Raw genomic sequence first — 18,468 nt, forward strand, 5'->3', positions numbered from 1 at the left:
GTGCGCCGCAAGGTCACCGGCGTGAGGCGCCGAGCAGGACGAACCGGCCTGCGGGATCCACCCATTCGTGCCGGACGGAGAATCCGGCGTCCTCGAGTTCCTGTGCCAGGCCGGAGAGCCGGAACTTGGCGGAGATCTCGGTGCGGATCTGTTCCCCTTCGTCGAAGGTGATGTCGAGGTCGAGCCCCGGGATCCGGACGACCATCGCCTCGGTCGCCTCGAGGCGCATCTCGATCCACTCGTTCTCGGCGTCCCAGACCGCGCGGTGGACGAAGCGGTCCGGGTCGAAGTCCGCGTCGAGACGGTCGTTGAGGACCCGCAGCACGTTCTTGTCGAACTCCGCGGTCACCCCGGCGGCGTCGTCGTAGGCCGCGAGCAGGGCGTCGAGGTCGGTGACGAGTCCCGCCCCGAGGAGCAGCCACTCGCCGGTGCGGAGGATCCCGGCGGTTCCGGCGAGGAATTCCGCGCGCTCGCTCGGAACGAGATTGCCGATCGTGCCGCCGAGGAACGCGATCGCGCGTTTTCCCCCGGAGGGAAGGCGGGCGAGGGAATCGGTGAAGTCGCCGACCACACCGTGCACCGTCAGATTCGGATACTCCACCGACAACCGGGCGACCGCCGAGCGCAGTGCCGGTTCGGAGACGTCCTGCGGTACGTATGTATGGAGATGTGATTCCAGGGCATCGAGCAGCACGTGGGTCTTCTCCGACGAACCGGAGCCGAGTTCGACGAGCATCTCCGGCCGGGCCGCTTCGGCGAAATCTGCGGCCCGCTGCTGCAGCAGGGCGAACTCGGTGCGAGTGGGGTAGTACTCGGGCAGGCGCGTGATCTCCTCGAACAGTGCGCTGCCTTGCGCGTCGTACAGCCAGGTGGGCGACAGATACTTCGGGGCCGAGGTGAGACCGCGCCTGGCGTCCTCGCGCAACTTCTCGTCGAGCTCCTCGGGACGTAGATGCACATCGACGATCACAGTGAGCCGACCTCCAGTGGTGAGACGATGAGTTTGCCCGGGACTGCGGCGACGAGATGGCGATCGGGAACGGGCTGCCAGCGAGTGTCGTCGTCGAACGGTTCGGAGGCCACGATCGCGACGTGTTCGTCCACGAACGTCCACAGGGAGTGATACCAGGTGGTGGCCCAGATTCCGGATTCGTTGCACAACAACATGTTCAGCCGGGATCCGGGCGCCAGGGCGAGAATATCGTGAGTGAGCGAGATCAGCGCCGGTTCCGGCTCGGCCGAGCGCAACCGCGACTGCAGGAGCAGCCATACGGTCGCGGCGTCCGTCGGGGACTCGAGCCGCAGGAGTTCGGCGACGGGCAGTGCTCCGGCGAGGGTGACGAGCGATCCCGGCCATCCCCGCACGACGCCGTTGAGGCTGAACGCCCAGCGGTCGTCGGCGAAGGGGGCCGCAGCGGACCGTTCGACCGGCATCCCCTCCGTCGCCGAGCGTGCCGCCGCGATCACCGTGCGCGATCGCACCGAGGCCAGTCCCCCGCCGACGAAGGGATCCGACCAGAGGGGCGAGGCGGAACGATAGCGCCCGAAAGATCCTTCCGCCGTCCACCAGCCGACTCCGAAGCCGTCGGCGTTGATCGTTCCGCCACCACGCATGTCGGTGGGTGTCCAGGACTGGCGGATCAGGGAGTTCGTACCGGTCGACAGCAGCGTCGCCACATTCGTCTCCGGCCCGAGATACGCCAGATGCCTACACATCGCCCGTCCCGTAGGCGACGCGGAATCCCGCGAAGATCTGCCGGCGGACCGGCAGATCCCAGTTGCGGAAGGTGCCGCGGCACGCGACCTCGTCGGTTCCGAACGATCCTCCGCGCAGGACCCGGTACTCGCCGCCGAAGAAGACCTCCGAGTACTCGCGGTACGGGAAGGCGCGGAAACCCGGATAGCCCACGAACGGTGAGGAGGTCCACTCCCACACGTCGCCGATCAACTGGTGGACCCCCAGCGGAGACGCCCCGCGTGGATACGCACCGACCACTGCGGGGCCGAGATGGCGCTGGCCGAGGTTGGCGTGTTCGGGTCCGGGCTCCTCGTCTCCCCAGGGATGTCGACGACTCCGCCCGGTGGCCGGATCCCACCGCGCCGCCTTCTCCCACTCGGCCTCCGTGGGAAGACGCCCACCGGCCCACCGCGCGAACGCCTCGGCCTCGTGGAAACACACGTGCAGCACGGGCTCGTCCGGATGCAACTCCCGAGCCCTGCCGAAAGACGTTCTCACCCAACCGGAACCGGGATTCCTGTGCCAGAACTGCGGAGCTTCGAGACCGGCCTCGACACGATGTGCCCAGCCTGCCTCGCTCCACAGGTCCGGCCGCGCGTAACCACCGTCGTCGACGAACTCGAGATAACGCCCGTTGGTGACGGGCACCGTGTCGAGTTCGAACTCGGGAACGAAGACCGCGTGCGCCGGACGCTCGTTGTCGAGCGCCCACGGCTCGGTGGACGTGCCCATCTCGAATTCGCCCGCAGGAATCCGGACCCGCGCGACGTCCGGTGAAGCGCCCGTACGGGGTGCTTCCGGAGCGTCGAGCAGGGGTGTCCCCTGCCGCAGTTGATGTGTCGCGAGCATCGTCTCGTCGTGCTGTTGCTCGTGCTGCGCGAGCATCGCGAAGACGAACCCCCGGCGGGTCAGTTCGTCGTCGAATGCACTGCGCTCGAGCACGTCCCATGTGAGATCACGGACCTCGCGCGCATACTTTCGCGCGGTCTCGACATCGAGCAGCGGCAGCCGGGTGCGGGTCGATCGGGGGTGCCGGAAGGCGTCGTAGAGGTCGTCGATGTCGCCGCGCACCGCCGCTCGCCCGCCGGCGAGCCGCACGAGCCACCGGTCCTCCTGATTGGCGATGTGGGCGAGATCCCAGACCAGAGGACTCATCAGCGGTGAATGCTGGGCGACGAGAACGTCTTCCGGCACGGTGGTGAGGTCCTCCGTGCGGGCACGCGCCCGCTCGAGATGATGCCTGAGCGCAGCACGGGTGGGGGTCACCGCACCTCCTCGCCCGGAGCCCGCCCACGCAGACATCGAGCCGCGGCCGCGTCGAGAGCCGCAGTGAACCGCATGTCGGGCGAGGACTCCGCCGCGAGCGAGAGCAGACTCGCCGCGGCAGCGCGCAATTCGAACGAATCGAGCCCGACGCGGGCTGCCTCGAGCCACATGTCGCGCACCGGCGAGGCGATCGCGCACGCCTCGTCGGCGACGGCAGGAGTGGACAGCAACGCCTCGAACGCCGCGACCGGCACCTGCCACGATTCGCCGGGCTGGGCGTCGATGTACCGCACCTCGAGATGGCCGCACGGGCGAACGGGTGGGAACAGTGTCGTCATGTGATAGTCGAGATCCGCCACGGTGGGCCGGCGGCGGATGTCGGCATCGAGGTCTCCCGCCAGCCACGCGGCGAAGGTGGCTCCGGGCGGGGCATGCCATTCGGGCAGGTCCGAGCGCACGCATGTGAGCGGAGCGTCGAGAACCCAGGCCGGATAGTCGGTGGGAGACGAGACGTGGGCGAGCGCCGGATCGAGCTCGAGCCAGGCACGCATCCGCTGCGAGACCCAGTCGCCTTCGGGAGCACCCCGCAGCCGGGGCGAGCACGCGAACGCGGCGATCATCGCCGGTCCGACGGCGTGCAGAAGCTCCCAGCGGCGCGCCACTTCGGCATAGTCCTCCCCCGCGTCGACGCAGACCTGCACCGACGCGGTGCTGTTCATCATCAACCTGCCCATGGGCCCGATGCGGTCGTAGCGCAGTTCCATCGCGCTGTAGCGGGGAGTGCGCAGCAGGCGGTGCGGCGGCCGCACCTCGTCGGCGGCGCGGTCGAGCATGGTCACCGACCGCCGGGCGAGCAGCGCCCGGAGCATGCGCAGGTCGGCGGTGAGCCGGTCGCACACCTGTCGCGCAGAGGTGCACGGAACGCTCGACAGCTCGACCTGCCCGCCCGGTTCGAGGGTGACCGCGCTGCCGGAAGGCAGAGGACGAGCGGACGACGAGGGCGCCACCGTCCGCGGAGCGTGCGGCCCCAGTGCTTCGACGAGGGTCACGAGTTCCGGGCGGGACGCGGTGCCGTCGGCCCGCGCGGTGAGCCATTCGAGTTCGACGCCGATCAGCCTGGGAGTTCCCAGCCGGAACGCCTTCGTCCGCACGTGATGTTCGGCCTCCGCGCGGGAGACGAGTTCCTTGCGGTCTCGTGCCGCAGCGGCATCGACAGCCATCGCCATTCGTCCACCCCCTCGACAGTCGGCCAGGTCTGCGGTCGAGACTATCGCGCCCGACGGCCCGATGCGGGGATTACGCACCGGCACGACGCGCGCCCGGTAGCCGGGCCGGTCGTCGCAGTAATGTCCTCGGGGGAACGAGGAGGTGGCGGCCATGATCGACCTGCAGACGGTGCGCAGGGACACCCCGGGTTGCTCCGATCGGGTGTTCCTCGACAGTGCGGGCTCGTCGTTACCGCCGGCGCCGGTACTCGACACGACGATCGGGCACCTGCGCCGCGAGGCGGAGGTGGGCGGGTACGTCGCTGCGAACGAGCGACTCGACGATCTCGCAGCGGTGAAGACCTCACTCGGCCGTCTCTTCGGGGTGCCCGACGACTCGATCGCCCTCACCGACGGCGCGTCGCGGGCATGGACGTCCTTCTTCTACGCGGTACCCCTGGGGCCGGGCGACCGCATCCTGCTCTCACAGGCCGAGTACGCCGCGAACGCGATCGCGGCGCTGCAGCGGGCCCGGACGACGGGCGCGGTCGTCGAGACGATCCCGTCCGATTCGTCCGGTCGCATCGACGTCGAGGCCCTCGAGCGCATGCTCGACGAACGGGTGCGGCTCGTGTCCGTCGTCCACGCTCCCACCAACGGTGGACTCGTCAATCCCGTGCGGGCCGTGGCCGACGCCGCGCATTCGGTCGGCGCGCTCGTCCTGCTCGACGCGTGCCAGTCGGTGGGACAACTGCCGGTGAACGTGCCCGAACTCGACGTCGACGCCCTGTCCGGGACGGGGCGCAAGTGGCTGCGCGGGCCTCGCGGCACCGGCTTCCTCCACGTCCGCCCCCGGCTGATCGCCGAATTCGAACCGGCCGCGCTCGACCTGCACAGCGCCGAGTGGACCTCCCCCGGCAGCTACGAACTCGCGCCCGACGCGCGTCGCTTCGAGATGTGGGAGGCCGACATCGCCGCGCGTCTCGGCCTCGGAGCAGCCGTGGACTATCTCCTCGCGCTCGGTGTGGATGCGGTGGCCGCCGCGGTCGCCGCGCGCGCGGAGCAGATGCGGAACGGACTCTCCGATATCGCCGGAGTCACCGTCACCGATCTCGGTGAACAGCGCAGCGGAATCGTCTCGTTCACCGTGGAAGGGTGGGAGCCGGCCGCGGTGCGCGACGCACTCGCGCGGCAGTCGGTGACCGTCACGGTCAGCGGCCGCAGTTCCACACTGCTCGACATGTCGTCGCGGAATCTGGACTCGGTGGTGCGCGCGTCACCGCACTATTTCGTCTCCCCCGCGGATATCGACGCCTTCCTCGCCTCGGTGCGCGATCTCACCCGGCCGTGACGGTGCCCGGCCGCCCCCCCGGTGCACGGTGCAGGGGCGTTTGTCACTGCCCGAATCCGTCCGGTAAAGTGGTTCGAGTTGTCTCGGCGAGGGTGAACCGCAATTTCGCTGGATCACCGTGATCGACGCGGCTGCGACGGATGAGCTCGTGCTCCTGGTCGCGCGTGTCGGCTCCGTTCGTTCGAGAACACCCGACCACGAAGTGCCACCAGCGTAGGAGCCCCAAGCCATGTCCGACGAGAATCGTCTCGTAGCCAGCGTCCGCACCGAGTTCGGCAAGGGTGCCGCACGCCGCGCCCGTCGCGCCGGCCAGGTCCCCGCCGTCCTCTACGGCCACGGCACCGAGCCCCGGCACCTCGCCCTCCCCGATCTCGAGTTCGCAGCCGTGCTGCGTGCCCACGGCACCAACGCCATCCTCACCCTCGACATCGACGGTGACGAGCAGCTCGCACTGACCAAGTCGGTCGTCGTGCACCCGATCCGCCGCTACATCGAGCACGCCGACCTGCTCGTCGTGAAGAAGGGCGAGAAGGTCACGGTCGAGGTTCCCGTCGTCCTCCAGGGCGAGCCCGCGTCGGCGACCCTCGTGGTCAACGAGGTCAACACCATCAAGATCGAAGCCGATGCCCTCAACCTTCCCGAGGAGATCACCGTCTCCATCGAGGGCGCCGAGGCCGGCACCCAGATCCTGGCCGGTGGCGTCGAGCTGCCCGCCGGCTCGACCCTGCAGGACGATCCCGAGCTGCTCCTCGTGAACATCGTCGAGGCCCCGTCCGCCGGCGCCATGGGTGCCGAGGACGAGGAAGCTGCCGAAGGTGAGACCGAGGAGGCCTGAGCCTCCCCCGACTCTCTCGAGAAGTCGGACTCCCTGTGAAGTCGTTCGTGCGGCGCGTCATCCCTTCGGGGTGGCGCGCCGCACGTCGTTCGAATGCACGGAAGGATCTGCACGTGGGTGACGACACCGCACTCGTGGTGGGCCTGGGCAATCCCGGACCGAAATACGAGAACACCCGGCACAACATCGGATTCATGGTGGCCGACGTGCTGGCCGGGCGCGTCGGCGGCAGGTTCTCCGCGCACAAGCGCAGCAACGCCGACATCGTGCAGGCCCGGCTCGACGGGCGGCAGGTGATCGTCGCCAAGCCGCGGACCTACATGAACCTGTCGGGTGGGCCGGTCGCCGCACTGGCGAAGTTCTTCTCCGTCGAACCGGCGAACGTGATCGTCGTGCACGACGAACTCGATCTGGATTTCGGGACGATCCGGCTCAAGCTCGGTGGTGGAGAGAACGGCCACAACGGTCTGCGCTCGACGTCCTCGGCCCTCGGCACGAAGGACTATCTGCGTGTGCGGATGGGCATCGGCCGTCCGCCCGGCCGGCAGGATCCGGCCGATTTCGTGCTCAAGCCGTTCTCGGCGCCCGAACGCAAGGAACTCGACGTGTGGTGCGAAGAGGGCGCCGACGCCGTCGAACTGCTCCTGAAGCTCGGCCTCGAAGGCGCCCAGAACCGCGTCCACTGACGCGTGCGGTGTCAGCCGTGTGAGAGCAACGCCAGCGACGTCCCCCGCCGCAGTTTGCCCGAGGAGGTCTTCGGGATGCTGCCGGGGCCGAGTACCGCCACCGTGCGGGGCCGGACCCCCACCTCCGCGACCACCGCGTGCACGACGTCGTGTTCGATGCGGCGTACCTCCTCGGGATCCTCGAAGAGTTTGGTCTCCACGGCCACCGCGAACGACTCGCGTTTCTCTCCGGCATCGAGCCGGATGGCGACGGCGTTGCCGGGCCGTACTCCGTCGACGCTTCCCGCCGCTCGTTCGATGTCGGTGGGATAGACGTTGCGGCCACCCATGATGATGACGTCCTTGATCCGCCCGCACACCACGACGAGCCCGTCCTCGGTGAAGTAACCGACGTCACCGGTGTCGAGCCAGCCGTGCTCGTCCTGCGCCGGCACGGGCCCGTCCACCGTGATGTAGCCACGGGTCACGGATGCACCGCGCAACTGGATGATGCCCACTCCGCGCGGCGGCAGCGACTGTCCGTCGCGGTCGACGACGCGGCCTTCGAGACCGGCCACGAGTCGTCCGAGGGTGGGCATCCTGCGGGCGTGCGGCCTGGCGGTGGGCACCGCCATCCCTCCCGCTTCGAGCAGGTCGGGGTCCACCACGTCGAGCACCATCCCCCGTCCCGGATCGGGCACCGACACCGCGAGCGTCGTCTCGGCCATGCCGTAGGAGGGCGCCAGAGCAGCGGGATCGAGGCCGAATCGCTCGCCGGCTGCCGCGAGCGTCTCCATCGTGTCGGGATCGACGGGTTCGGCACCGTTCCACATCCAGCGCATCGACGACAGGTCCACAGCTCCGTCGGGTGCCTGCGACAATTTCCGCGCCAGCAGCGAGTACGCGAAATTCGGTGCTGCCGTGAGAGTTCCCCGGTACTTGCTGATGAGTTCCGCCCACAGGATCGGCGAGCGCAGGAAGTCGAGCGGGGTGACCGAGACGACTTCGGCACCCACCTGCATGGGGACACTGAGGAAGGCCACCATGCCCATGTCGTGGAAGAGCGGTAGCCAGCTGACCATCACGTCGCCGTCGAGCGAGAACTTGACGCGATCCATCATCGCGGCGGCGTTGGCGTGGAAGTTCGCGTGGGTGATCTGCACGGCCTTCGGCGAACCCGTCGACCCCGACGTGAGCTGCTGCAGCACGATGTCCGACTCCGCGGTGTCGACGGGATCGACGGGTTCGCCCTCCCGCATCCGCTCCACCGTGAGGACCGAGACGCCGCGCTCGCGCAGCAGGGGTTCCGCGATCTCGAAGGGGGCACCGAGCACGACGGCCCGCGCGTCGATCATCCTCAGGACGACCTCGGTGTCGCGTGACCACAACTGCAGGTCGGTGCGCGGAGTCGGCTGGTGCAGCATCGTCACGCTCGCTCCGCGCATCCACACCGCCTGGCAGACCGGCGCGATGTCCACCGGCTGCCCGGCGAGGACCCCCACGGCGTCGCCCGGGCCGATGCCTGCGGCGGCCAGCGCACCGGCCATGCTCCGGGCCTGCCGGTGGATCACGCCCCAGCTCTGCCGCAGCGGGACATCCGGTTCTCCGGTGACGAGTGCACCGGTATCCGCTTCCGCCGCCGCATACATCTCCTCGGTGAACCTGCTCACAAGCACTCCCTCGTCCGGTGATGCACGATCGGGTAGTTGCACATCAGTGTGAGCCCGGGAGCGGCCGGGACGGGCGGCCTCCGGCAAACGTGACCGAATCTGGCGGAAATCGACACCGAATCGCCGAGTAACATGGACGAGTTGGCGGCGATAGTGCCCCACCCCCTGCCCCCTTCGAGAGGTTTTCCGCGTTGAGCACCCCGCCTGCTTCGGCCGACATCCGATCCCACGGCACGACGGAGCCTGCGCAGTCCTCCGGCGCCGCGAAGCCCGCGTCCGCGAAGGAGGTCCGCGCCGAAGCCGAGCGCAGGCGTACCTTCGCCGTCATCTCCCATCCCGACGCCGGTAAGTCCACGCTCACCGAGGCACTCGCCCTGCATGCGAAGGTGATCTCGGAGGCCGGAGCGGTCCACGGCAAGGCCGGGCGCAAATCGACCGTCTCCGACTGGATGGAGATGGAGAAGGCGCGCGGGATCTCCGTGAGCTCCACGGCGCTCCAGTTCAACTACACACGATCGGACCTTGCGGGCACCGAGGACGAGATCGTCAACGTGGTCAATCTCGTCGACACCCCGGGCCACTCCGACTTCTCCGAGGACACCTACCGGGTCCTCACCGCGGTCGACGCCGCTGTCATGCTCATCGACGCGGCCAAGGGTCTCGAGCCCCAGACCCTCAAGCTGTTCCAGGTGTGTCGTCACCGCGGCATTCCCGTGGTCACCGTCATCAACAAGTGGGACCGTCCCGGCCGGGCACCGCTGGAACTGCTCGACGAGATCGACGAGCGCATCGGGCTGACACCGACCCCGCTGTTCTGGCCGGTGGGTATCGCCGGCGACTTCCGTGGCCTGCTGCGCCGTGGCGAGGACGGTGCCGCGGTCGAGTACATCAAGTTCACCCGCACCGCGGGCGGCGCGAAGATCGCGCCCGAGGAGCATCTGTCCCCCGAGGAGGCGCTCGACCGCGAAGACGACGCCTGGGTGGAAGCGGTGGAGGAGTCCGAACTGCTCTCCGCCAGCGGCCAGGACCACGACCAGGAGATGTTCCTCGCCGGACAGACCTCCCCGGTGATCTTCGCCTCCGCGATGCTGAACTTCGGTGTCCGCCAGATCCTCGACACCCTCGTCACGCTCGCCCCACCGCCGCGTGCCCGGCTCGCCGTCGACGGCACTCCCCGGGAAGTGGACGATCCGTTCAGTGCCGTCGTGTTCAAGGTGCAGGCAGGCATGGACACCGCCCACCGCGACCGGCTCGCGTTCATGCGGGTCGTCTCCGGGGTCTTCGAGCGGGGAATGGTCGTCACGCACGCCCAGACCGGGAAACCCTTCGCCACCAAGTACGCGCTGACGGTCTTCGGCCGCGAACGCTCCACAGTGGAGAACGCCTATCCCGGCGACGTCGTCGGCCTGGTCAACGCCACCGCGCTGGCGCCGGGCCACACCCTCTACGTCGACAAGAAGGTGGAGTTCCCGCCCATCCCGTCGTTCGCGCCCGAGCACTTCGCGATCCTGCGGGCCGAGAGCGCCTCGAAGTACAAGCAGTTCCGCAAGGCCGTGGACCAGCTCGACTCCGAGGGCGTCGTGCAGATCCTCCGCAACGACGTCCGCGGCGACGCGTCGCCGGTGATGGCGGCCGTGGGGCCGATGCAGTTCGAGGTGGTCGCGGCGCGGATGAAGGCCGAGTACAGCGTCGACCCGAAGATCGAGCCTCTCGGCTACTCGCTCGCGCGTCGCACCGATGCGGCCTCGGCCGACGAACTGAACCGCCAGCGCGGCGTCGAGGTGTTCACCCGGTCGGACGGCGTGCTCCTCGCGCTCGTCAGCGACAAGTGGCGGCTGCAGTACATCCTCAAGGAACTGCCGGAGCTGACTCTCGAACCGCTCGTCGCGGCGACCGACTGAGCGTCCCGACGACGCCGGACGGGTAGTGCGTCCAGCGGATTTTACTGATACTTTCCCTTTCGTCGATCCGGCGTATTCGGGTGGAATCAGGAGTTGTGTCGATGAACGACGACGAACCGGCCACGGCCGGCGAAGGCCTGTCGTCCGATGGGACGGCGGATGCGAGCAGACGGTCCGGACGCGCGAAGCGTTCGGGAACCTTCGTCTATCCGCTGCCGAGCACTCCTCTTCCGAGCAGTACCCCACTGACGAGCGCGTCGGATCCCGGAACACACCGTGCGCGAGCGGCCGACCCGTCGCCGCTCCTCGGTGACCCGGCCGGCGGGGTGGGCGCCGGCAATTCCGAGGAAGGAACGATCCTGGTGAGCAGCACCGGCACGAACGGCTCCACGAGCGGGCCCGCCACCACGGCGACGGCAACGGCGACCGAGAGTCTCGGCACGATCACGACGACTCCGAGCCCGGTCCCGTCCCGCCGGAACTCGATGGGCGTGGCGTCGGTGCGGATCGCCGCGCGGCTCGCCCAGAACGAACTGACCTCCCGCGAATCGCGCACCGCAGGTACTCACGGCGATCCGATGGCGGACAACGACGAACTGCTCACACTGCTCGGCGAATACCTGCTCGCCGGCGGGCTCGAGAAGCCGGAGATCCACGCGACCCTCGGTGGACAGCCGATCGTCGTCGACCTCCAGGTACCGCAGCGCCACGCCCGGTAGGCGGGCAGCACGCAGCCGTCCGGTCCGCGCTCCTGCGCGATCAGTCGCCGAACAGCTCCGAGATCCCGGCCGGATCGACGTCTTCGAGCGCCGCCGGCGACCAGCGTGGGTCGCGGGTCTTGTCGACCAGAACGGCACGCACCCCTTCGGCGAAGTCCGGTGTCGCAGCGACACGCACCGCCAGGTCGAGTTCGCGGGCGAAGCACTCGCCGAGGGTGCTCTCGGCCCCGCGGCGCATCAGTTCGGCGGTCGCCCACACGCTCGTCGGCGACAGCGCGCGCACGGCCGCGCGGGTCTGCTCGGCCCACGACGCGTCGATGTCGGGGAGCTCGTCGAGGCGGGTCATCATGTCGAGCACCGTCCCGTCTCCGAACACCGTCTCGATGTCGGGGAAACGGTGTGCCAGGGAGGATTCGGGTGACGGTTCGACGAACTCGTCGAGAGCGTCGCGCCACTGCCCGGCACGGATGCGATCGGCGAAATCGTCGATGCGCGCACTGGGCACGTAGTGCGTGGCCAGGCCCACCGCCAGCGCGTCGCCCGCCTCGCTGCGGGCACCGGTGAGCCCGAGATACATCCCCACCGCGTCGCAGCGCGCCGTGGTACCGCGCAGACGCGGCAGGAAGTGACTCGACCCGACGTCCGGAACGAAGCCGATGGCCGTCTCGGGCATCGCCATCGTCGTCTTCTCGGTGGTCACGCGCACCGCGCCGTGTACCGAGATCCCGAGACCGCCGCCCAGGGTGACGCCGTCGAGCACCGCGAGATAGGGCTTCGGATAAGTGGCGACGAGTTCGTCGAGGCGGTACTCGTCGGAGAAGTACTCCCGGACGGCGTCGAATCGTCCTTCGAGGGCCACTTCGCGGACCGGCTTGACGTCGCCCCCGGCGCAGAACGCACGCTCGGACGAGCTGGTGACGAGCACGGCCGTGACGGCCGGGTCGTCGCGCCACGCGAGAAGCGACGAGTAGACGTCGCGGATCATCGACCGGTCGAGCGCGTTGAGCGCGTCGGGCCGGTCGAGCTGCACTTCGCCGACTCCGTTGGCGACGCGTGTGCGGATGAAGGACTCGTTCACGGGCCGGAGCCTACCGGTCGCGCCCCCGATGTCCCGCCACGCGCCACGTCACGGATGTAGTTCGTCGGTGAGCCAGCGGTCACCGGACCGGCGGTAGCGGTAACGCAGATGCCGTCGTCCGGGATCGGACTGCCAGAACTCGACCGTCTCGGCGGCGACGCACCACGCGGTCCAGTGCTCCGGCACGAGGGCCGGATCCGCCTCGAGGGCGGTGAGACGTTCCCGCAGGAGTCGCTCGTACTCACCGGGATCGGCGAGGACGTCGCTCTGTCTTCCCGTCGATGCGACTGCGCGGGCGAAGACGGACCGCTCCCGGAAGTCGCGTGCGCGCACCTCGGGACCTCCGACCAGGACCGGGCCGCGCACGCGGACCTGGCGGCCGAGTTCGCGCCAGTAGACGGTGAGCGCGGCGGCGGGTGTCGCCGCGAGTTGGCGGCCCTTCGGGGAACGGTCGTCGCCGGAGAACCACCAGCCCTCGTCGGTGACATCTTTGATCAGCAGCGTCCGGGCGTCGGGCATCCCGGCCGGGTCGACGGTCGACAGTGTCGCCGCGTGCGGCTCGGCGATCCCGGCTTCGGCGGCTTGGGTGAGCCAGCCGACGAACGTCTCCTGGGGGCTCGGCGCGGGCTCGAATCGTGGGGCGGGGGCAGACGATGCGGGCAGTGCCCGGATCCAGCCGCGGGTATCGGGAAACTCACCGCGGCGCGCGATCTCGCTCATCGCCGCATGGTACCGCCGCGGGGCGGATGAGGCCTGTCATCGGGACGGGGGCAGCTTGCCCGTCGACGGGCCGACGAGCATCCAGCGATGACCGAAGGGGTCGAGCAGGGTGGCGTTGCGATGGCCGTGGGCGTCGTTGATCCATCGTTCGACCGAACCACCGGCCAGACGGGCAGCGGTGAGCACCGTATCGGTGTCCGCCACCTCGAGCATCAAGCTCACCGAGACCGCTCCCTCCCGGGGTGCGATGAGGCCGAGTTCCGGGAATTCGTCTGCGAGATAGACCATTCCACTCGGGAAACGGAGCTCCGCGTGACCCACCCGTCCGTCGTCCACCACCACCGGCGTGGCGGTGAGGGAGGCGCCGAACACCCGCGTGTACCACTCGATCGCCTCGTGCGCCCGGGGCACGGTGAGATAGGGCAGCGCACCCGGGCGGGGAAAATCCGAGAACCCTCCGGTGGCCATCGTCGCGGACCTCCCTCAGGAGGCCCTCGGCTGTTGCAGCATCGCCCACCGGTTGGTGGTCAGTCTCACCGACCCGGATTCGCCCATCGGGGTGACGGTTTCCCAGTTCCTCCGGTAACCCGTGCGGCTGATGCGCCAGCATCCGTCCTCGCCGAGGCTGTACCGATCGTGGTAGTAGGCCGAGCCTCGCAGGAGCATTCCGTCCTCGGGGATGATCACGGTGTCCGACAGGAGCCATACGCCGGTCGCACTGCGACCGTCCTCGGAGAATTCGATCTCGGGATGGGAGCATCTGTGCTCCGTGATCAGGCGGGTGGCGAGCGTGTTCTCGAGGAAACCGATGAAGGCGTCGCGCGAGTCGAAGACGAGATGTTCTCCGTAGACGGCGTCGACGTCCGGCGTCAGAGTGCTCGCGAGTTCGTTCCAGTCCTTCGTGTCGAGTGCACGCGCGTAGCGGTACTTCAGCCGCATGATCTCCGCTACCGCCTGCAGATCCATCGTCGGCCTCCCATAGCCACCCCCTGCGAGTACTCGCATCCAGGCTAGCCCGGATCAGTGCCCCGGGCGGCCGGAATCACACTCTCACCAGGGCGCATCCGGTCGCGATTCGGTCACGGACGCCGCAGTGCACGGATGGTCGCGTCGACGACGAGTCCGGCGTATTCGTCGTCGGCATCCTCGTCCGGCGTCGTCAGCGCGAACAGGGCATGGCTGAGCACGGTGCCGGTGACCATCTCGAGCACCAGGGTCGCCGAGGTATCGGCGGGGAGCTCGCCACGCTCGACCGCACGGTGCACGATCGTGCGGGCAGCGAGCACGCGGCTGCGATTGAGGGTGTCGGTGAGCCGGGCGAGCAGTTCGGGATTCGCGCGGGCGTCCAAGGCGACGCGCAGACTCACCAGACCCGGTGCGGTCCGGTAACCACGCAGCAGTTGCCGGGCGAGTTCGACGAGGTCCGATCGGAGGGCTCCGGTGTCGATGGGCACGGGCAGCGGACTGCGCGCCTCGAGCGCCTGTACCAGCAGATCGTTCTTGTCCGTCCAGCGTCGGTACAGCGCGGCCCGTCCCACGCGAGCACGCCGGCCCACCGCATCGAGGGTGAACCCGCGCCAGCTCGTCTCGGAATACACCTCGAGCACGGCGTCGAACACGCGATCCTCGAGGTCGGCGTCGCGGGGGCGGCCGCGGCGTCGCGGGGTGGGTACTTCGCTCACGTCAGGCAAGTGTGCCAGACCGTCGATGATTTACAGACTGAAACAGTCCGTATTAAGCTGGCGGCGTCCTCCTCTCCCAGAGCACGACCGAAGGAACACCATGACCGACCCCACCCGGGTGCCCGTCGTGATCGGCGTCGGCGACCTGCGATCGGGCCGCGCCGGTGCGCCCGCCGACCCGCGTGAACCGCTCGACCTCGTCCACGAGGCCGCGTTGGCCGCGATCGCCGACGCAGGCGTCGACCTCGCCACGCGCATCGACACCATCCGCGCGATCAAGACCGCGAGCTGGAATTACGACGACCTGCCGGGACTGCTCGCCGAACGCCTCGGCGCGACTGCCGAACACACGTCGACGACCCCCATCGGCGGCCACTGGCCCGCGGCCGTGCTCGACCGCATCGCCCACGACATCGCCGCGGGCACCAGCACCGTCGCACTGCTCGTCGGCGGTGAGGCACAGGCCTCGGTGACCAACTCGTACAAGGCCGGAACCGATCCGGCCACCCTCGGCTGGACCACCGCCCCCGGCGGTCCGGCACCGATCAGCAACGAGGACCTCGGCAGCCCCGCGATGCAGCGCTCCGGCATGGTCGCGCCCACCCGGGTCTACCCGCTGTTCGAGAACCGGCTCAGCCACGATCTCGGGCACTCGCGCGAACAGTCGCTCGACTGGTCGGCGACGCTGTACGCGGCCTTCTCGGAATTCGCCGCCGACAATCCTGCCTCCTGGAACCCCGAGCGCCGCACCGCCGAGGAGATCCGCACCGTCGCCGGGAAGAACCGGCTGGTCACCGATCCCTACCCGCTGCTGCTCAACGCGATGCCGTTCGTCGACCAGGCCGCGGCCGTGGTCGTCACCTCGCTCGCCGTCGCCCGCGAGCTCGGGGTCGCCGAGGACCGCCTGCTCTACGTGTGGGGTGGAGCGGGAGCGACCGAACCCGGAGACGTGCTCGCGCGCGGCGACTTCGGACGTTCCGCAGCATTGGACGACGCGCTGCGCCGGACCCTCTCGGCCACCGATCTGCGGCCCACGGACTTCGACATCATCGATGCCTACAGCTGCTTCCCCGTGGTGCCGAAGCTGCTGATCGAACAACTCGGCCTCCCCCGCGACACCGTGCCGTCGGTGACCGGCGGCCACTCGTTCTTCGGCGGCCCGCTCAACAGCTACACCCTGCACTCGGTCGTCGCGGTCGCCAAGCGCCTGCGCGAGGACGGTGAGCTCGCCCTCGTACACGGCAACGGCGGTTATCTGACCTACCAGCACGTCGTGGTCCTCGGCTGTGCTCCCCACACCGACGGATATGTGGGCGATCCCGAGCACGTCGTGCTCGAACCCTCCGCGCCGGAAGCCGCACCCGACTACACCGGAGACGTTCGGATCGTCACCGCCACCGCAGAATTCGGACGCGACGGTAACCCGTCGATCGGTTTCCTCGTCGGCCTGACCCCCGACGGCCGACGGGTCTCCGGCCGGACCGATGCCGCCGGCGCGGCGATCCTCGCCGCCGGAGCCGACATCGTCGGCGAGACCGTGCACGTCGCCGACGACGGCGGCCACCTCACCGTCACCCGCACCGAGAACCCGTCCCCCGAGGAGTCCCTGTCGTGAGCGAACCCGTCGTTCTCGTCGAACAGCGCGAGCACGTCCTGCTCGTCACCATCAACCGCCCCAAGGCGGCCAACAGCATCAATGCCGAGGTGCACCAGGCCCTCGGTGAGGCATGGGAACGCGCCGAATCCGAACGCGAGGTGCGTGTCGTGGTGCTCACCGGCGCCGGCGACGCCGTCTTCTGTGGCGGCGCGGATCTCAAGGCACTCGGCACCAAAGGACCGGAGGGGGTCACTCCACCCGATACCGCCCACTGGGGTTTCGCGGGTGTCGTCAAGCACCACATCTCCAAACCCGTCATCGCGGCGGTCAACGGCACCGCGCTCGGCGGCGGTACCGAACTCGCCCTCGCGAGCGATCTCGTCGTCGCCTCCGACACTGCGGAATTCGGGCTGCCCGAGGTCCACCGCGGCCTGATCGCCGGAGCCGGCGGGGTGTTCCGCATCGGCCAGGCGATCCCCCGCGCCGTGGCGATGGAACTCGTCCTGACCGGCAAGCCCATGCCGGCTGCCGACGCCCTGCGCTGGGGACTGGTCAACCGGGTCGTCCCGCAGCCCGAGGTCCTCGACACAGCCCTGGCTCTCGCGGCCGACATCGCGGCCGGCGCACCGCTCGCCGTGCAGGCGAGCAAGACCGTCGCCCGTGGCATCATCGACGGCAACGTTCCCGCCGAGGACCAGGCATGGGACCTGACCGACAAGGCGCTCGCGCGCTTGACCACCAGCGCCGACACCCTCGAAGGCGTCATGGCCTTCATGCAGAAGCGCGCACCCGTCTGGAAGGGCGAATAGTCGTGACCACCACCGAAGTGATCCGCTGGGACACCGACGAGCAGAAGGCACTGCGTCGGCTCGCGGCCGATTTCACCCGCAAGGAGATCGTCCCCCACCTCGACGAGTGGGAACGCGCCGGTGAGATCCCTCGCGAACTCCACCGCAAGGCCGCCGATGCAGGTCTGCTCGGCGCCTCGGTCGCCGAGGAACACGGCGGCTCGGGCGGCACCGCGCTCGACATGCTCGCGATCCTCGAGGAGATCATCCTCGCGGGCGGCTCCTCGGGGCTGATCTCGGCGCTGTTCAGCCACGGCATCGCGACCCCGCACATCGTCGCGTCCGGCAACGCCGATCTCATCGAGCGTTTCGCGCGACCGGCACTCGAGGGCCGGATGATCGGCTCGCTCGCGATCTCCGAACCGAGCGGCGGATCCGACGTCGCGAACATCCGGACCACCGCGCGCCGCGAGGGCGACGACTACGTCATCAACGGCGCGAAGCTCTACATCACCTCGGGGACCCGTGCCGACTTCGTGACCACCGCGGTGCGCACGGGCGACGCCGGTGCCGGAGGTATCTCCCTCGTCGTCGTCCCCACGGACACACCCGGATTCACGGTCTCCCGCAAGCTCGACAAGATGGGCTGGCTGTGTTCGGACACCGCGGAGTTGTTCTACGACGACGTGCGGGTGCCGGTCACCAACCTCGTCGGCGCCGAGAACTCGGCGTTCGCGCAGATCGCCCAGCAGTTCCAGGGCGAGCGGCTGTCGCTCGCGTTCCAGGCCGTCGCCACCGCGCAGCGCAGTTTCGATCTGACTGTCGAGTGGGTCAAGTCCCGCGAGACGATGGGCCGGCCGTTGTCGAAGCGCCAGGTCGTGCGTCATCGGCTTGCCGAACTCGCCACCGAGATCACCGCGGCGAAGACGTTCTGCCGCTCCGTCGCCGAGCGGTGGGTCAACGGTGAGGGCATGCTGCTCGAAACCTCGATGGCGAAGAACAACGCCGTCAAGGTCTGCGATCATGCCGTCATGGAAGCCGTGCAGCTCGCGGGTGGCATCGGCCTGATGCGCGAGAGCGAGGTCGAGCGCCACTTCCGTGACGCCCGCGTTCTCGGCATCGGCGGCGGCACCAACGAGATCATGAACGAGATCATCGGCAAGCTGCTCGGCCTGTAGGTCGCCTTCGTCAGCGAAGGGGAGGAAATGTGCATTCCCACAGGGAAATTCGCACATCTCCTCCCCTTCGCCGCT

At 69.0% G+C, this 18,468-nt stretch carries 18 protein-coding genes; 8 read left to right on the top strand and 10 right to left on the bottom strand.

Going from position 1 to position 18,468, the window contains the following annotated elements:
- Positions 1-13: 13 nt before the first annotated feature.
- The 4 genes from egtD to egtA are packed head-to-tail and all read right to left on the bottom strand — an operon-like array spanning position 14 to position 4,230.
- Complete coding sequence (egtD, locus tag MOM01_RS10775) at positions 14-970, bottom strand: L-histidine N(alpha)-methyltransferase (RefSeq protein ID WP_241385409.1); 957 nt, start codon at positions 968-970, stop codon at positions 14-16.
- Positions 967-1,716 (bottom strand): ergothioneine biosynthesis protein EgtC, encoded by a 750-nt coding sequence (gene egtC, locus MOM01_RS10780; RefSeq protein WP_241385410.1) that lies wholly within the window; start codon positions 1,714-1,716, stop codon positions 967-969. The genes egtD and egtC overlap by 4 nt, the downstream gene beginning before the upstream one ends.
- Entirely contained in the window at positions 1,709-3,040 is a 1,332-nt protein-coding gene (gene egtB / locus MOM01_RS10785; protein WP_277609502.1) for an ergothioneine biosynthesis protein EgtB, read from the bottom strand. Before egtB ends, egtC begins: the two co-directional genes overlap by 8 nt.
- Positions 3,001-4,230, bottom strand: coding sequence for an ergothioneine biosynthesis glutamate--cysteine ligase EgtA (egtA, locus tag MOM01_RS10790; RefSeq protein ID WP_241385412.1), 1,230 nt, complete (start codon positions 4,228-4,230; stop codon positions 3,001-3,003). Before egtA ends, egtB begins: the two co-directional genes overlap by 40 nt.
- Positions 4,231-4,381: 151 nt before the next feature.
- Here egtA and MOM01_RS10795 point away from each other — a divergent pair, with 151 nt between their 5' ends.
- The 3 genes from MOM01_RS10795 to pth all read left to right on the top strand — a co-directional run bounded on the left by MOM01_RS10795 (position 4,382) and on the right by pth (position 7,081).
- Entirely contained in the window at positions 4,382-5,560 is a 1,179-nt protein-coding gene (locus MOM01_RS10795) for an aminotransferase class V-fold PLP-dependent enzyme (RefSeq protein WP_241385413.1), read from the top strand.
- A gap of 229 nt (positions 5,561-5,789) precedes the next feature.
- Positions 5,790-6,395, top strand: coding sequence for a 50S ribosomal protein L25/general stress protein Ctc (locus tag MOM01_RS10800; RefSeq protein ID WP_241385414.1), 606 nt, complete (start codon positions 5,790-5,792; stop codon positions 6,393-6,395).
- A gap of 113 nt (positions 6,396-6,508) precedes the next feature.
- Positions 6,509-7,081 carry an aminoacyl-tRNA hydrolase gene (gene pth, locus MOM01_RS10805; protein ID WP_241385415.1) on the top strand — a complete coding sequence of 191 codons (573 nt, stop codon included), beginning with the start codon at positions 6,509-6,511 and terminating at the stop codon, positions 7,079-7,081.
- 11 nt (positions 7,082-7,092) lie between these two features.
- Here the strand turns inward: pth and MOM01_RS10810 are convergent, their stop codons facing one another.
- Positions 7,093-8,730, bottom strand: a complete 1,638-nt coding sequence (locus tag MOM01_RS10810) for a fatty acyl-AMP ligase (protein WP_241385416.1) — start codon at positions 8,728-8,730, stop codon at positions 7,093-7,095.
- A 191-nt stretch (positions 8,731-8,921) separates the two neighbouring features.
- On the opposite strand from MOM01_RS10810, the gene MOM01_RS10815 reads away from it, so the two are divergent.
- Complete coding sequence (locus MOM01_RS10815) at positions 8,922-10,631, top strand: peptide chain release factor 3 (protein WP_277609503.1); 1,710 nt, start codon at positions 8,922-8,924, stop codon at positions 10,629-10,631.
- Between the two features lie 101 nt (positions 10,632-10,732).
- Positions 10,733-11,350 (top strand): hypothetical protein, encoded by a 618-nt coding sequence (locus MOM01_RS10820; protein ID WP_277609504.1) that lies wholly within the window; start codon positions 10,733-10,735, stop codon positions 11,348-11,350.
- A 40-nt stretch (positions 11,351-11,390) separates the two neighbouring features.
- Here MOM01_RS10820 and MOM01_RS10825 read toward each other — a convergent pair whose 3' ends face one another.
- The 5 genes from MOM01_RS10825 to MOM01_RS10845 form a co-directional block, all read right to left on the bottom strand.
- Positions 11,391-12,428 carry an enoyl-CoA hydratase/isomerase family protein gene (locus MOM01_RS10825; protein WP_241385418.1) on the bottom strand — a complete coding sequence of 346 codons (1,038 nt, stop codon included), beginning with the start codon at positions 12,426-12,428 and terminating at the stop codon, positions 11,391-11,393.
- A gap of 48 nt (positions 12,429-12,476) precedes the next feature.
- Complete coding sequence (locus tag MOM01_RS10830) at positions 12,477-13,148, bottom strand: pyridoxine/pyridoxamine 5'-phosphate oxidase (protein ID WP_241385419.1); 672 nt, start codon at positions 13,146-13,148, stop codon at positions 12,477-12,479.
- 36 nt (positions 13,149-13,184) lie between these two features.
- Complete coding sequence (locus tag MOM01_RS10835; RefSeq protein ID WP_241385420.1) at positions 13,185-13,616, bottom strand: VOC family protein; 432 nt, start codon at positions 13,614-13,616, stop codon at positions 13,185-13,187.
- Between the two features lie 15 nt (positions 13,617-13,631).
- Positions 13,632-14,114 carry a nuclear transport factor 2 family protein gene (locus MOM01_RS10840; protein WP_241385421.1) on the bottom strand — a complete coding sequence of 161 codons (483 nt, stop codon included), beginning with the start codon at positions 14,112-14,114 and terminating at the stop codon, positions 13,632-13,634.
- A gap of 113 nt (positions 14,115-14,227) precedes the next feature.
- The gene (locus MOM01_RS10845) at positions 14,228-14,830 is read right to left on the bottom strand and encodes a TetR-like C-terminal domain-containing protein (protein ID WP_241385422.1); all 603 of its coding nucleotides are present in this window, start codon (positions 14,828-14,830) and stop codon (positions 14,228-14,230) included.
- A 100-nt stretch (positions 14,831-14,930) separates the two neighbouring features.
- Here MOM01_RS10845 and MOM01_RS10850 point away from each other — a divergent pair, with 100 nt between their 5' ends.
- The 3 genes from MOM01_RS10850 to MOM01_RS10860 are packed head-to-tail and all read left to right on the top strand — an operon-like array spanning position 14,931 to position 18,393.
- Complete coding sequence (locus MOM01_RS10850; protein WP_241385423.1) at positions 14,931-16,445, top strand: acetyl-CoA acetyltransferase; 1,515 nt, start codon at positions 14,931-14,933, stop codon at positions 16,443-16,445.
- The gene (locus MOM01_RS10855; protein WP_241385424.1) at positions 16,442-17,236 is read left to right on the top strand and encodes an enoyl-CoA hydratase-related protein; all 795 of its coding nucleotides are present in this window, start codon (positions 16,442-16,444) and stop codon (positions 17,234-17,236) included. Before MOM01_RS10850 ends, MOM01_RS10855 begins: the two co-directional genes overlap by 4 nt.
- 2 nt (positions 17,237-17,238) lie before the next feature.
- Positions 17,239-18,393, top strand: a complete 1,155-nt coding sequence (locus MOM01_RS10860) for an acyl-CoA dehydrogenase family protein (protein ID WP_241385425.1) — start codon at positions 17,239-17,241, stop codon at positions 18,391-18,393.
- Positions 18,394-18,468: the final 75 nt, after the last annotated feature.

It is taken from the genome of Rhodococcus sp. CH91 (assembly GCF_022554085.1).
In the GTDB taxonomy this organism is placed as follows: Bacteria; Actinomycetota; Actinomycetes; order Mycobacteriales; family Mycobacteriaceae; genus Rhodococcus.